This is a genomic window from Caproiciproducens sp. CPB-2 (genome assembly GCF_036287215.1).
Taxonomy (GTDB): Bacteria; Bacillota; Clostridia; order Oscillospirales; family Acutalibacteraceae; genus Caproiciproducens.
In genome coordinates this window covers 3394235-3406494 of the sequence record NZ_CP142860.1, presented here as the reverse complement: position 1 = coordinate 3406494, position 12260 = coordinate 3394235, and the positions used below count along the sequence as shown (strand labels likewise).

At 56.6% G+C, this 12260-nt stretch carries 18 protein-coding genes; 16 read left to right on the top strand and 2 right to left on the bottom strand.

What is annotated here, in order from left to right; genetic code table 11:
* Positions 1-248 precede the first annotated feature (248 nt).
* On the bottom strand, positions 249-644 hold the full coding sequence (locus VXK30_RS16955; protein ID WP_275714637.1) for a pyridoxamine 5'-phosphate oxidase family protein: 396 nt from the start codon (positions 642-644) through the stop codon (positions 249-251).
* 115 nt (positions 645-759) lie between these two features.
* Here VXK30_RS16955 and VXK30_RS16950 point away from each other — a divergent pair, with 115 nt between their 5' ends.
* The 10 genes from VXK30_RS16950 (at position 760) to VXK30_RS16905 (ending at position 8550) form a co-directional block, all read left to right on the top strand.
* Positions 760-1107 (top strand): winged helix-turn-helix transcriptional regulator, encoded by a 348-nt coding sequence (locus tag VXK30_RS16950; protein ID WP_275714636.1) that lies wholly within the window; start codon positions 760-762, stop codon positions 1105-1107.
* 10 nt (positions 1108-1117) lie between these two features.
* Positions 1118-1765, top strand: a complete 648-nt coding sequence (locus VXK30_RS16945) for a pentapeptide repeat-containing protein (protein WP_275714635.1) — start codon at positions 1118-1120, stop codon at positions 1763-1765.
* A 679-nt stretch (positions 1766-2444) separates the two neighbouring features.
* Positions 2445-3623, top strand: coding sequence for a 3D domain-containing protein (locus VXK30_RS16940; protein ID WP_275714634.1), 1179 nt, complete (start codon positions 2445-2447; stop codon positions 3621-3623).
* A 158-nt stretch (positions 3624-3781) separates the two neighbouring features.
* The gene (locus VXK30_RS16935) at positions 3782-4084 is read left to right on the top strand and encodes a hypothetical protein (RefSeq protein WP_275714633.1); all 303 of its coding nucleotides are present in this window, start codon (positions 3782-3784) and stop codon (positions 4082-4084) included.
* Positions 4085-4146: 62 nt separating this feature from the next.
* Entirely contained in the window at positions 4147-4440 is a 294-nt protein-coding gene (locus VXK30_RS16930) for a hypothetical protein (protein ID WP_275714632.1), read from the top strand.
* A 220-nt stretch (positions 4441-4660) separates the two neighbouring features.
* The gene (rpe, locus tag VXK30_RS16925; protein ID WP_275714631.1) at positions 4661-5305 is read left to right on the top strand and encodes a ribulose-phosphate 3-epimerase; all 645 of its coding nucleotides are present in this window, start codon (positions 4661-4663) and stop codon (positions 5303-5305) included.
* An 18-nt stretch (positions 5306-5323) separates the two neighbouring features.
* Positions 5324-6352, top strand: coding sequence for a 4Fe-4S dicluster domain-containing protein (locus VXK30_RS16920; protein WP_275714630.1), 1029 nt, complete (start codon positions 5324-5326; stop codon positions 6350-6352).
* A complete protein-coding gene (locus tag VXK30_RS16915; RefSeq protein WP_275714629.1) occupies positions 6349-7326 on the top strand; it encodes an RnfABCDGE type electron transport complex subunit D in 978 nt (325 codons plus the stop codon). Before VXK30_RS16920 ends, VXK30_RS16915 begins: the two co-directional genes overlap by 4 nt.
* The gene (locus VXK30_RS16910) at positions 7316-7963 is read left to right on the top strand and encodes an Rnf-Nqr domain containing protein (RefSeq protein WP_275714628.1); all 648 of its coding nucleotides are present in this window, start codon (positions 7316-7318) and stop codon (positions 7961-7963) included. Before VXK30_RS16915 ends, VXK30_RS16910 begins: the two co-directional genes overlap by 11 nt.
* Positions 7960-8550: an Rnf-Nqr domain containing protein gene (locus VXK30_RS16905; protein ID WP_275714627.1), complete on the top strand. Its 591-nt coding sequence runs from the start codon at positions 7960-7962 to the stop codon at positions 8548-8550. Before VXK30_RS16910 ends, VXK30_RS16905 begins: the two co-directional genes overlap by 4 nt.
* A gap of 82 nt (positions 8551-8632) precedes the next feature.
* Here the strand turns inward: VXK30_RS16905 and VXK30_RS16900 are convergent, their stop codons facing one another.
* Positions 8633-9085: a hypothetical protein gene (locus VXK30_RS16900; protein WP_275714626.1), complete on the bottom strand. Its 453-nt coding sequence runs from the start codon at positions 9083-9085 to the stop codon at positions 8633-8635.
* A gap of 33 nt (positions 9086-9118) precedes the next feature.
* Here VXK30_RS16900 and VXK30_RS16895 point away from each other — a divergent pair, with 33 nt between their 5' ends.
* From VXK30_RS16895 to VXK30_RS16870, 6 genes are all read left to right on the top strand, one after another.
* Positions 9119-9370 (top strand): hypothetical protein, encoded by a 252-nt coding sequence (locus VXK30_RS16895; protein ID WP_275714625.1) that lies wholly within the window; start codon positions 9119-9121, stop codon positions 9368-9370.
* A gap of 56 nt (positions 9371-9426) precedes the next feature.
* A complete protein-coding gene (locus VXK30_RS16890) occupies positions 9427-9963 on the top strand; it encodes a stage V sporulation T C-terminal domain-containing protein (protein WP_275714623.1) in 537 nt (178 codons plus the stop codon).
* A gap of 124 nt (positions 9964-10087) precedes the next feature.
* The gene (gene rimP / locus VXK30_RS16885) at positions 10088-10588 is read left to right on the top strand and encodes a ribosome maturation factor RimP (RefSeq protein ID WP_275714621.1); all 501 of its coding nucleotides are present in this window, start codon (positions 10088-10090) and stop codon (positions 10586-10588) included.
* Positions 10585-11643 carry a transcription termination factor NusA gene (gene nusA / locus VXK30_RS16880; protein WP_275714620.1) on the top strand — a complete coding sequence of 353 codons (1059 nt, stop codon included), beginning with the start codon at positions 10585-10587 and terminating at the stop codon, positions 11641-11643. Before rimP ends, nusA begins: the two co-directional genes overlap by 4 nt.
* Before the next feature lie 27 nt (positions 11644-11670).
* Positions 11671-11940 carry an RNase P modulator RnpM gene (rnpM, locus tag VXK30_RS16875; RefSeq protein ID WP_275714619.1) on the top strand — a complete coding sequence of 90 codons (270 nt, stop codon included), beginning with the start codon at positions 11671-11673 and terminating at the stop codon, positions 11938-11940.
* Positions 11933-12250, top strand: a complete 318-nt coding sequence (locus tag VXK30_RS16870; RefSeq protein ID WP_275714618.1) for a L7Ae/L30e/S12e/Gadd45 family ribosomal protein — start codon at positions 11933-11935, stop codon at positions 12248-12250. Before rnpM ends, VXK30_RS16870 begins: the two co-directional genes overlap by 8 nt.
* Positions 12251-12260 lie beyond the last annotated feature (10 nt).

The window sequence follows — 12260 nt, the reverse complement described above, 5'->3', positions numbered from 1 at the left end:
ATGCATCTGCCGCAAAACCGTCGCAACAAACTGTTGAAAACCACAAAACGCTGCTTCACGTTATTCAACGGTAAACGCCGATAAATGCGGCTTTTCCAGATGATTTTACCCGCACGGCGTTGTATCCGTGCGGGTTTTCTCTGTTTCAAGGGGTTCGGCTCCGTCGGATCAAAAAGGTCCCCGCAGCTTGTCTGCGGGGACCTTTTGATTCCTGTCATTTGGCCTTAATACGGCCCGTGGAGGTACGGTTAAAGCCGGACGGTTCTGGATTCGCCCTTCATATTGCTGAAAGTGGCTTCCGCTTCATCAATGAAAAAAACCTCAAAAATACCGTCGTCAATCTGATATAGATTGGAAAGGTAAGGCGCCGCCGCCAGCGCGGCCTGCTTGCTTTCCCTGCTGGTGCAGAAAACCGCCTTCCCCCTCAGGCGCAGCCATTCGCTGTCCTTGTTGGTTGTTGAGATTTCAATATGGGGGTTTTCCTTCATCTGTTTATAAACATTTTTACGGTTGTTGGTGCAGAAGCAGAGCTTCCCGTCGTATTTCATGACAAACCCGAAAGGGCGGACTTTGGGAACGCTGCCTTCCACCGTGGCGAGGTAAAAGGTGGGATTTTCGGTTAAAAATTGAAGAATTTCGTCCATAATCATTGCTCCTTTTTGTTTCTGTATGATATTATTATAAAATAAAGAATGAATCATGCAAGTATGCAGATTTTTATGACTAAGGAAGAATTTTCTGAGTATAGGGGGAAACGGGATGGAAAAGGAAGAAAGGATTGGGCAATGCCCGGTCACGTATGCCCTGCAGCTGATCGGCGGAAAATGGAAGCTTCCGATTCTGTGGGCGCTCAGCTGCAAGGGCGTTTTAAGGTACAATGAACTGAAACGGTGCGTCTGCGGAATCACCAACATGATGCTGTCGCAGTCCCTGAAGGAACTGGAAGGAAGCGGGCTGGTACGACGGGTTCAGTACATGGAAATACCGCCGCACGTGGAATATTCCCTGAGCCGGTCGGGAGAGAGCCTGATGCCGGCGCTGAACGAGCTGGCCGCCTGGGGAACGGAGCAAATGAATATTGCAGGGACAAAAAATTCACAGGAGTGAAGAAAACGAAATGATAAAAACGGAAGAACCAAAGCTCTCGGAGCAGTTGACGGAATCGGGAAATCTGAAAGAAGCCGTTTGGCAGGCACAGGAGGAAGAACGGGACGTGAAAGGCTACCACTTCCGGAACGCGGTGCAAAACGGCACGGCGGCCTGCGGCGCCGACATTCTGAAGTGTTTTTTCGAAAACTGCCGTCTGGCGGAAAGCGGGTTTGGCAACCAGTATTTTGCGGATGTTGTTTTCAGCGGCTGCGATCTTTCCAATGCCGACTTTTCCAGGTGCCTGCTGCGCAGGGTACGGTTTGAGAACTGCAAGATGCTGGGCGTCAATTTTTCAGAGTCGTCTTTTGAAAGCGTCGCCATAGAAAAATGCATCTGTACCTATGGGAATTTATCCTCGGTGAAAATGAAAGGCTGCCTCTTTGCGGAAAGCGACTTTTCAAACGCGAGTTTTCAGCTGTGCGCCTTCAAGTCGGTCGGGTTCCAGAGATGCGATCTGACCCGGTCGGAATTTCTTCACGCGCCGCTCAAAGGGATCGATTTTACAACCTGTGAAATCGCGGGAATCCTGCTCTCCGGGCCGGAGCTGCAGGGGGCGGCCGTCACTGCGGTACAGGCCTGCGACCTGTCGAGATACTTAGGATTGATTGTACGGTAAAGGGGCTCCGGATGACCGGAGTCCTTTTTCATTATATATAGCATTTTTCCGGCAGAGTTCGCGCTCTTTTTGGACGGCCTTCATATACTATATATAGTGTGGTTGCGTTGTGTCTTTCGGCGCCGGATCCAGGCAGCGAAAATAAACGAAAACCGGTTTTTCAGGCCTGGACCGCTCCTCGGCGGAAAGGCGGAATTGTATCAAAAACGACAGGTTTTGAAACACTGTTCACAATAGCCAAAAACTCAGGCGCAGAGCCGCTGATTTTAACCGATCGTTCAGAAAAACGGTGAAAAAGCGGCGAAAAAACCCAATCCTTTACAGTGTAAACAATGCTGTAATATTTGTAACAAGTTTGTAACTTTGATTTTCTTGCATTTTGCACAGAAAAGAGTTTCTTTGAAAGCGCAAGAAAAGGAATATTTGTGCGGACGCAGAAAATTAAGGCGGAATTTCCGAATATTCGCTGGAAAGGCTTTGTGCAATATCTACAAATTTGCGACCGATGATAATTTGACAATTATGCATTAGGTGAATATAATTACGCCATTAGATCAATGCTCTAAAAACTGACGCTCGGCAAGGTGGTGGGCAAGGCCCATATTTACCCTGCCGAAGCAGGGAAAAGGGTGAACAAATGCAATTTTTCACACGAAATACGGCCTGGCTGCAAACCTCGATGAAAAGAGCAGCTGCTCTGGCTATGATGATTGTGATTACGGTCAGTTCCGTGATCACGGTGGCGGCGGTAACGCGCAACGCAGTGGTCGATTATAACGGAGAAAAGAGATCCGTACAGCTGTACAGGGATGGGACGGATGAAATTCTTGCCGCGGCAAATGTCAAGCCCGGCGAAAACGATATTGTTGAACGCAGCCCCGAACCGACCCCGGACGGGAAGATCCTCATCACTGTGAGAACCGCGATTCAGGCGGATGTCAGCGCGGACGGCGACGTAAAAACCGTTACGCTGCATTACGGCGATACGGTGGCAAAGGCGCTTTCCACGGCGGCGGTAACGCTGAAAGCAAACGATGTGGTTACTCCGAAGCCGGCTGAAAAGGTTACGCAGGAAACGGACATTCAGGTGAAAAGACATTTTACCGTCAGCATGACCGCGGACGGGCAGACGAAATCCGTGCTCGTCGGCGAAGGCACGGTCGCCCAGGCGCTTGAGCAAGCCGGGGTTTCGCTCGGCGCGGAGGACATTGTCAACGTGGAGAAGGACGCCCCGGTCGGCGAGGGAATGAAGATTTCCGTCTCAAGGGTGACCTATCAGGAAATCACCAGCATCCAGCCGGTCGCGTTCAAAAACAAAAACGAAAACAGCGCCGGCCTTTATAAAGGGCAGATCAAGGTCAAGACTTCCGGCAAAGCCGGCAGCCAGTCCGTGGTTACCCGCCAGAAGCTGGTGGAAGGGAAGGTTGCCTCCAGCGAGGTCGTCAGCGCCACCGTGCTGGAACAGCCGGTCGATCAGGTGACCCTGGTCGGAACAAAGAAAAAAGCGGCGGGCGCCGCCGTGATCAACGGCAACGGAACGATCACCGACCAGAACGGAAAGACCGTTTCCTATAAGAAATGCGTTTCCGGAAAATGCACCGGCTACACCGGCGGGGGAAGAACCTCGACCGGGCGGGCGGCGGCGTTCGGCCTGGTCGCGGTCAATCCGAAGATCATCCCCTACGGCAGCAGGCTTTATATCTGTTCCCCGGACGGCAAGGTCGTTTACGGTTACGCCATTGCGGCGGATACCGGCGGCGGGGTAATGGACGGGCGCATTGTCGCCGACCTGTACTTCAACACGGTCGCGCAGTGCCGGCAGTTTGGAAACCGCAGGATGAATATTTATGTTCTGTAATACAGGGAGCGGGGGAAACCCCGCTCCTTTTGCTGTCCCGCGGATGTCCCCGCGCAAAACTTTTTGAAAAAGAAAGCTTGCATTCAATAGAACATATGTGTTATTATTAGGACAATAAATAGAACATATGAACGGTTTTGGGGCAGGGGGATAAAACGATGAATCTTTTAACGGGAACGGTCATGCTGCTGGCGGCGGGCGTCATGGCCAAAAAATTCAGGCCGCGGACGCAGTCCGGCCGCGCGCTGCTGGGGATGACCGCGGCGATGGGGGTGCTTTCTCTTCTCTCCGGCGAGGGGAACTGGCTGTTCCAGACCGTCCAGTTTGTTCTGCAGGCCGTCGTGGCCTTCTGCTGCTTTTTGCAGCTCAGGCGGGAAGCCGCCGTGCGCCGCCGCCGGATGCACAGGCATCCCCAGCATGCGCAGGGCAGGCTGCGCAGGACCGCGAAAACCTGCGCGTAACAGTTGACAGAAATCCCGATTCATATTATGATAAAATATCATAATAGCGGGGAGCGGTTGATTTGCCTTACGTATATGCGGCGATGTGGGTTGCCGCCGGCTTGATCCTGATTTTCCGGATGAGCCGGGAAAACCGTGTTTTTTACGCGCTGGGTGCGTTCTTTCTCCTTTTGGGCGGATGGTGGTTTGCGGATGCCGCCCTTGCGGTCAACCCGTTTTCCGGGGCCTGGGGCTGGGCGCTGCGCGGGCTTACCGCGGCGGCGCTGGCGCTTGCCTGTGCGGTTTACTACAGGGAAAGCAGGAAAAACAGAGGAGACGCCCCCGGGGACGACCCTTCCGGCCGCGATGGGAAATAGCGGAAAAAGCTTCGCGGACGCGGAGCTTTTTTACTGCCAAAAAGCGAATTCATGCATACAATAGAGTGCGGGGAAAATATTGAAACCGCTTCATTATAGATCGTCTGCCGGGGATCCGTTCCCGGCAGGCGCTATAAAGTTTGAGGGAACCGGTTCTGAAAACGTTGAAAAAACAATTTATTTAGGGTAGAATAAAGGAAAAAGCAATGGAGGAATCAATATGCTAATAGCGCCTTCGGTGCTTTCCTCGGATTTTTCACAGCTTGGAAATGAAGTAAGGAGAATGGATCTCTGCGGCGCGGACTGGATCCATCTGGATGTAATGGATGGGCATTTTGTGCCAAACCTGACTTTCGGTGCGCCGGTGATCAGGGCCGTGCGCGGATTTACGGAAAAACCTTTTGACGTGCATCTGATGATCGATGAACCGCTCCGGTATGTCCCTGATTTTTTAGACGCCGGAGCGGATATTATTACTTTTCATATAGAATCGAAATCCGACACGGAAAAAACGCTGAAAACCATCCGCGCGGGCGGCGCGAAGCCGGCGCTGTCCGTAAAGCCGGGCACTCCCGCAGAAACACTGTTCCCGTATCTGGACAAGCTGTACATGGTGCTTGTCATGACGGTGGAGCCGGGGTTCGGCGGCCAGCGCTTTATGGAGGACATGATGGAAAAGATCCGGACGCTGAAAGCCCGCAGGCCGGAGCTGCTGGTTCAGGTGGACGGCGGAATCAATCCCTCCACCATCCGGACGGCCGCACAGGCGGGCGCGGATGTGTGCGTGGCGGGGACAAGCGTATTCAAGGCGGAGAATGCCGCACAGGCGATCCGGGACCTGAAAGCGGCGGCCGGGCAAAAATAGAAACGGGGGAATGACGGCGTGATACTGCAGCGCGGCGTAAAGCTGGAGCAGCAAAAATCAGCTTCGCTGAGACATAAAATAAAGGATCTTCCCGTTCCGGAGGGCATTGAGGAGCCGAGGCCGCTTCCGCCGCGGAAGGGGAAGCTTGACGCCGGCGGGATTATCGCCGCCGCCGAGGCCGCCGGGATCGTCGACGAGTTCGACGGTGCGGCGCTGGACAAGAAGCTGAGGCGGCTGCGCCGGTTGAAGCCGGATATGCTTGTGGCCTGCTGCTTTGACGAGGATCCCTGCACGACGAGCGCCATGGCGGTGCTGCGGGAAAATACGCACGCGATCATCGCCGGGCTGGTGCTTGCCGCGCGGGCGTGCGGTGCGGCGGAGAATAAAATCGCCGTGGCGGCTTCCCGGGAGGCGCGCGCAATTCGGAAAATCAACCCGCAGGCGGATCTGATCGTTGCGGGCGAACGGTACCCGGCGCGGGTGCTCTTGAAACGGAAGCTGTACGCCTCCGGGAAAAACGCCGCGTACGTCGGCGCGCAGGCGCTTCTGGCGCTGACCGCCGCCGTGGACGAAAACGAGCCCCAGAGCTTTACCGTGGCGACGGTGGCGGGCGACGGGGTGGAGCACTGGCGGAACCTGCGGGTGCGTATCGGCACGCCGCTGAAATTTCTGCTGGACGCCTGCGAAGCGAGCGAAAAGACAAAGGTGGTCATCACCGGTTCTTCCGTTACGGGGAAGGCCGTCACCGACCTGTCCGAGCCGGTCACGGCGGCGACGCGCTGTGTGATCGCGCTGCGAAAACCCCCCAGAAACAAGACCTATCCCTGCATCGGCTGTGAGAAATGCGAGCGGGCGTGCCCGCGCGGCATTGTGCCGTGGAAAGTTTTAAGGGAGATACAAAGCGCCAGCCCGGACCCTGTCAGGATGCTGAACGTGCAGAAATGCATCGGCTGCTCGGCCTGCGCCGTCGCCTGCCCTTCCGGAATCGATCTGCGCGCCGCCGTTTCGAAGGCGGCGGCCTATAAGAAAAGCGGTGACTTCGATTGACGTTGAATGAAGCGAGAGCGCCTTTTGTAAAAAGCGAAGCCTCCGTAGCCTCCATGATGCGCGACGTGCTGTTCGCGCTTGCCATGCTGCTCGTCCTGCCCGTGGTGCACTACGGGCCGCGCCCGCTCGTGACGGCGGGCGTGACCATGCTGGCCTGTGCGGTCTGTGAGATTGCGTTCAGCCTGATCCAGACAAAGAGCATCAGCCTTTCCGACGGGTCCTCCCTTGTCACGGGGATGATGATCACCATGCTGATGCCGCTCAACGCCCCCCTGTGGCTGCCCTGCGCGGCGGCCGCCTTTGCGATTCTGGCCGCGAAGATGCCGTTCGGCTCCATCGGTCATACGCCGTTTAATCCGGCGGCGTCGGGCGTCGCCTTTGCCGTGCTGTGCTGGCCGAAGGAGATGTTTTCCTATTTCGACCCGGCGGCCGCCCAGACGATTCCCCCGTATCGGGACTTTGCCGCGGTGCTGGCCCCTTCGCCCGCCGCCGTTTTAAAAAGCGGGCTGAAGCCGGGCATCCTGCCGCTCGACATGCTGTGGGGCGTGTTTCCCGGCCCGCTGGGAACGACCGGAATCCTGGTGATCTGCGCCTGCGGGCTTTTCCTGTTCCTGAAACGCACGGCAAGGTGGGAGATCACGGCTTCGTTTCTGGCCGCCGCCGTGCTGATCGCGGCGTTTTTCCCCAGAATCGCGTGCGGCCCGCTGACCTCTGTGAAATACGAGCTGATGTCGGGGTCCCTGCTTTTCTGTTCCGTATTCATGGTCACCGACCCGGTGACCGCCCCGCACAGGATCCCGGGACGCATTTTTTACGGCGCCTTTGCCGGTTTTCTGGTGATGATGTTCCGCCGCTTCGGCGCGTTTGAACAGGGGGCCGTCTTCGCCGTCATCATTGCCAACGCCGCAACCCCGCAGATTGATTCTCTGCTGCTGGGGGCGCTGAGACTGGGGGAGGAACCGTATGACGAATAAGAAAACCCTGCTGCGCGAAACGGGCACGATCTTTTTGAACGGAGCGTTTTTCAAAAACCCCGTTCTGGTGGGCGCGCTCGGGCTTTACCCCGTTGTTGCGGGCGGCTACAATATGAGGAACGCCGTTGAGCTGTCCCTCCTGTTCCTTTTCCTGACCCTGCCGCTGTCCCTTTTGTTCTGCCTGGTGGGGGAAATGGTGCCCCTGTGGATCCGTCCGGGGCTGGTCCTGACGGTTTCCGCGGTCCTGTATCTGCCCGCCGCGTGGCTGACGGAAAAGCTGCTCCCCGGGTCGGTGACCGCCCTGGGCATGTTCGCCGCTCTGATGATCGGCAACTCCATGATCCTTTCCCGCGCGAACGACTACGCGCCCACCCACATCGGCTGGGCGGTGGCCGCGGACGCTCTGGGGTGTTCCGCCGGCTTTGCCGCGGTCGTCTGCCTGAGCGCCGCCGTCCGGGAGCTCTGGCTCAAGGGAAGCCTGTGGCACACCAACATGGGGGTGTACGGCACCGCCGACGCGGGCGTTTCCCTGCCGTTTTTCGGCTTCCTCCTGCTGGGGTTTTTCGCCGCGTTCGTCCAGTGGGTCAATGAAAAGCGCGGTAAAAAAGGCGGCAGAAGGAGGGTGCCCCGCATATGAACACCTTTGTACAGATGCTTTTGGCCGCGCTTCTGGCGGTCAGCACGGAAAATATCCTGTTTGCCGGGGGCATTGGGTTCAGCCGCGTGCTCCGCGCGGGGCGCAGGCCGAAAATGCTCGGAATGTATTCTGCCTTCGTGACGGTTTTTACGCTGATTTCCATGGCCGCGGCTTATTTTCTCAGCCCGCTGCTTGCGGGCAGCCAGACGCTGGTTGTCCTGCGGCCGGCCCTGCTGGCTTTTTGCAGCGCGGCCGCCTATCTGATCGCGGCGTTTGTCCTGAAAACCTTTTCCGCGCGGTTTTACAGGAAATACGGGCAGATTCTGGCCCCGGCGGCAATGAATACGGTCGTGCTCTCCATGCCGTACGTGCTGAAAAGCCTGAAGCTCGCTTTGCCGGACGCCGTCGGCTTTGCCCTCGGTACGGGCGCGGCGTTCTTTCTGGCCGCCCTCGTTTTTTCCCATACGCCGGAAATCTGCAGGAACCCGGATATGCCCAAAGCGTTCGGCGGGCTGCCCGCCGTGCTGATCTACGTCGGGATCCTGTCCATGGCCTTCGCGGGCTTTACCGGCGGAAAGCTGTTTTAAATTATGATAGTTCACATATCAAAAAGGCTCCCCCGACAAGCGCTGCGTCCGCGTCTGTCAGGGGAGCCTTATGAAAACGGGTTCAGTATTTGATCGCGCTGAAAAAGTCCTCGATCTGGCTTTTATAGGTTGTGGTCGCCTTGCCGTACACAATGGTTTTATTCATTCTCACCAGAATGTGGTTCAGCTCGCCGTTTACAAGGGTGTATTTATTATAGGAGGAGGAGTCGACGTTCTGCGCGTCGCCGTCCGTGCCGGAGGCAATGCCCGACTTGAGGTTCGTGTACATCTCCGTCGCGGCGCTTTCGGAGGAGAAGGCAAGGAACGCCAGCTCCGTGCCGGTCTCGCTTTTGACCGCGGACAGGTATTTTTCCGCGTTTGCATTCGCGGAGGAATCCGTCACCGTAAACCCGGCCGCTTCCGCCTGCTTTTTAAATTCGTCCGCCGAAACCGGCGTGCGCGCCGAACAGCCCGCAAACGCGAACAGGGCCGCCGCCGCAAGGACCGCGGCGCATAATTTTATCAGTTTTTTCAATGTAAAACCTCCATTTATTCGGGAAAACTTAATATGATTTATTATAGTACGGGTTCCTTCCGTTTACAAGTATTACCGTATTTTCCTCAGGCAGTCGGGAAAGTCGCGCAACCGCAAAATTGTTTTACAATTTTGCTGACCGCGTTGGCTGCGCCCCTGCTCGCCCCGGCTTTCGGATCTGTTGACGCCGCCGCGCGGGAAAAGCGCGGATTTCCGGCGGGCGGTGCGCCGCCGGGAGCAAATGAAAAAATTTTCCCAAAATCATCCTTGTCAAATACTGCATAGCAAAGAGATTCCTGCGGATAATAAGCACAGACAACACCGCACAGGAGGTAATAAAATTGAAAGCCACAGGAATAGTCAGAAGAATTGATGATTTAGGCCGCGTTGTCATCCCAAAGGAGATACGCCGCACGCTTCGCATACGCGAAGGCGACGCGCTTGAAATTTTTACCGATACGCAGGGAGGGGTCATTTTTAAAAAATACTCGCCTGTGGGCGAGCTTTCCACCTTCGCCGGGCAGTACGCGGATGTACTGAGCAAAGCGATCAACGCGCCCGCCATTATCTGTGACCGCGACCATGTCGTCGCGGCGGCCGGCGTTTCGCGCAAGGAATTTCTGGAGCGCCGCGTGACCCCCGAGCTTGAGGAATGCATGCAGAGCCGCACGAATTTTATCAGCAAGGGAAAGTCCGCGTTCCGGCCCGTGGAGGGTGTGGACAGGACGGCGGAAGTCGTTTATCCCATCATCGCTTCCAGCGACGTGACCGGGGCGGTAGTCCTGCTCGGAAACGACGGCGACGAGGTTCCCACGGAAAGTGAAACCAAGCTCGCGCAGGTCGCAGCATCCTTCTTGGGAAAACAGATGGAGGAATAAGCGTATTATTCACTTTTCCCCCTTGCATTCGCAGTTTTGTTGTGATATTATAAATAAGTAATATTATGAAGGATGAAAGAGTGGGGCGACCCGCTCTTTTGTTTGTATTATGAGGTGAACAGGGTTGGCTTATAAGAAAAAGAACGGAAATACCGTCGAAGCGGTATGGAAGCTTGCCGCGCCGATCGCGGCCGGGCTGGGGCTTTCCGTCTGGGACGTCCGCTTCCTGAAAGAGGGAGCCGACTGGTTTCTGAGGATTTTTATTGACAAAGAGGGCGGCGTGGGCATTGAGGACTGTGAAAAAATGAGCCGCGCGATCAACGGCCCGCTCGACGAACTCGACCCGATCGACCGGTCGTACTGTCTGGAGGTTTCCTCCCCGGGAATCGACCGGGAGCTTGTGCGCGAGGAGCATTTTCAGGCGTTCCTGGGTTCCGCGGTGCGTGTGAAGCTGATCCGTCCCCTGGAGGACGGGCGGCGCGAGCTGACCGCCGTGCTGGAAGATTATCGGGAGAATACCATGGTCCTTCAAACGGAGGAAGGAGTAACGATTTCGCTGGCCGCCAGGGATGCCTCGTCGGTGCGGCTGGTGGATGATGATATTGTTGGAGGTATTGAGGAATGAACAGCGAAGTTTTCGAGGCCCTTGCTCTGTTGGAAAAAGAAAGGGGCATTCCGGTCGACTTTATGCTCGACAGGATCAAAAAGGCGATTGTCACAGCCTGCAAAAACAGCTACGGCAACGAGGACTGTGTGATAAACATGGATCCGGCGAAAGGGACGTTCGAAGTTTATCTGCGCAAGACCGTCGTTGAGGACATAAGCGACCAGGGAAAAGAAATTCTGTTGGAGGACGCGCGCAAAATCGACCCGAAAACGGACATCGGCGAAGTGGTCGGCGTTCAGCTGAACACCAAGGAATTCGGGCGCATCGCGGCGCAGACCGCCCGCAACATCATCCGGCAGGGCATCCGCGACGGCGAGCGCGGCCAGATGATGCAGGAGTTCCAGAGCAAGCATCAGGAGCTGGTCAGCGCTTTGGTGGAGCGGGTCGACCCCCGCACGGGCGCGGCGACGCTGATGATCGGCAAGGCCGAAGCCATTCTGCCCAAGAGCGAACAGGTCGGCGACGAAAAGCTGACGGAGGGCGACCACATCAAGGTGTACGTGGTCGACGTCAAGGAAACCGAGAAGGGCCCGCGCGCTATGATCAGCCGCGTCCACCCCGATCTGGTCAAGAGATTGTTTGAAACCGAGGTGCCGGAGATCTACGACGGCACGGTGGAGATAAAGGCGGTTTCCCGCGAAGCGGGGTCCCGCACAAAAATCGCGGTCCTGAGCCATAATCCGGACGTCGACGCCGTCGGCGCCTGCATCGGCTCCCGCGGCGCGCGCGTTTCCAATATCGTAAACGAGCTGGGCGGCGAAAAGATCGACATTGTGGAGTACAGCGAGGATCCGGCGCAGTTTATCGCCTCCGCGCTGTCGCCCGCGGACGTCCTTTCCGTCACCCCGGCGCAGGACGGCTCCCACGCCTGCCGCGTGACCGTGCCGGACAGCCAGCTCTCCCTCGCGATCGGCAACAAGGGGCAGAACGCCCGCCTTGCCGCCAAGCTGACCGGCTGGAAGATAGATATCAAGCCGGAAAGCGGCTTCTTTGGCGAGGAAGAGCAGAAGTAAATTCTTTTTGAACAGGCGGTGTATGGGATGCATGAAAGAAAAGTACCGATGCGGATGTGCTCGGGGTGCGGAGAGATGAAACCGAAAAAAGAGCTTGTGCGGGTGGTAAAATCGCCCGAACAGGAAATATCTCTTGATTTGACAGGACGCAGGCCGGGGCGCGGCGCATATGTGTGCAGGAGCATAGACTGCCTGAAAGCGGCGCGAAAGGCGAGAAGATTTGAAAAAGCCTTCTCCTGCAAAATCCCCGACGAGGTATTTGACCGTATGGAGGAGGAAATCAGCCGGAATGAATGAAAAAATCTTACATCTTCTCGGCATTGCCCGCCGGGCCGGAAGGCTTTCGCTCGGCAATGACGCGGCGATCGAATCGCTGAGGAAGGGAAGCGCCGCGCTGATACTGCTGGCGGCGGACCTTTCCCCCCGAACCGCCGGAGGCGTCCGGCGGGCGGCCAAAGAAGAAGGAACCGCGGTGGTTATCTGCGGGGCGGTAATGGACGAAATCAGCATGGCTCTTGGGAAGCGAACCGGAGTTGTAGCGGTGAATGACGCAGGGTTCGCTAAAAAGCTGCTTGAGCTTTCCCGGGCACAGGCGGCCACAGAGTAATGAGGAGGAA

What these genes read in the sequence shown, in the direction of transcription:
- VXK30_RS16950 (WP_275714636.1), top strand. Translation starts at nt 760, where the DNA reads ATGGAAAAGGAAGAAAGGATTGGGCAATGCCCGGTCACGTATGCCCTG.
- nusA (WP_275714620.1), top strand. Translation starts at nt 10,585, where the DNA reads ATGAACAGCGAAGTTTTCGAGGCCCTTGCTCTGTTGGAAAAAGAAAGG.
- VXK30_RS16945 (WP_275714635.1), top strand. Translation starts at nt 1,118, where the DNA reads ATGATAAAAACGGAAGAACCAAAGCTCTCGGAGCAGTTGACGGAATCG.
- VXK30_RS16910 (WP_275714628.1), top strand. Translation starts at nt 7,316, where the DNA reads ATGACGAATAAGAAAACCCTGCTGCGCGAAACGGGCACGATCTTTTTG.
- VXK30_RS16955 (WP_275714637.1), bottom strand. Translation starts at nt 644, where the DNA reads ATGGACGAAATTCTTCAATTTTTAACCGAAAATCCCACCTTTTACCTC.
- VXK30_RS16895 (WP_275714625.1), top strand. Translation starts at nt 9,119, where the DNA reads ATGATTTATTATAGTACGGGTTCCTTCCGTTTACAAGTATTACCGTAT.
- rpe (WP_275714631.1), top strand. Translation starts at nt 4,661, where the DNA reads ATGCTAATAGCGCCTTCGGTGCTTTCCTCGGATTTTTCACAGCTTGGA.
- VXK30_RS16870 (WP_275714618.1), top strand. Translation starts at nt 11,933, where the DNA reads ATGAATGAAAAAATCTTACATCTTCTCGGCATTGCCCGCCGGGCCGGA.
- VXK30_RS16940 (WP_275714634.1), top strand. Translation starts at nt 2,445, where the DNA reads ATGAAAAGAGCAGCTGCTCTGGCTATGATGATTGTGATTACGGTCAGT.
- VXK30_RS16905 (WP_275714627.1), top strand. Translation starts at nt 7,960, where the DNA reads ATGAACACCTTTGTACAGATGCTTTTGGCCGCGCTTCTGGCGGTCAGC.
- rnpM (WP_275714619.1), top strand. Translation starts at nt 11,671, where the DNA reads ATGCATGAAAGAAAAGTACCGATGCGGATGTGCTCGGGGTGCGGAGAG.
- VXK30_RS16935 (WP_275714633.1), top strand. Translation starts at nt 3,782, where the DNA reads ATGAATCTTTTAACGGGAACGGTCATGCTGCTGGCGGCGGGCGTCATG.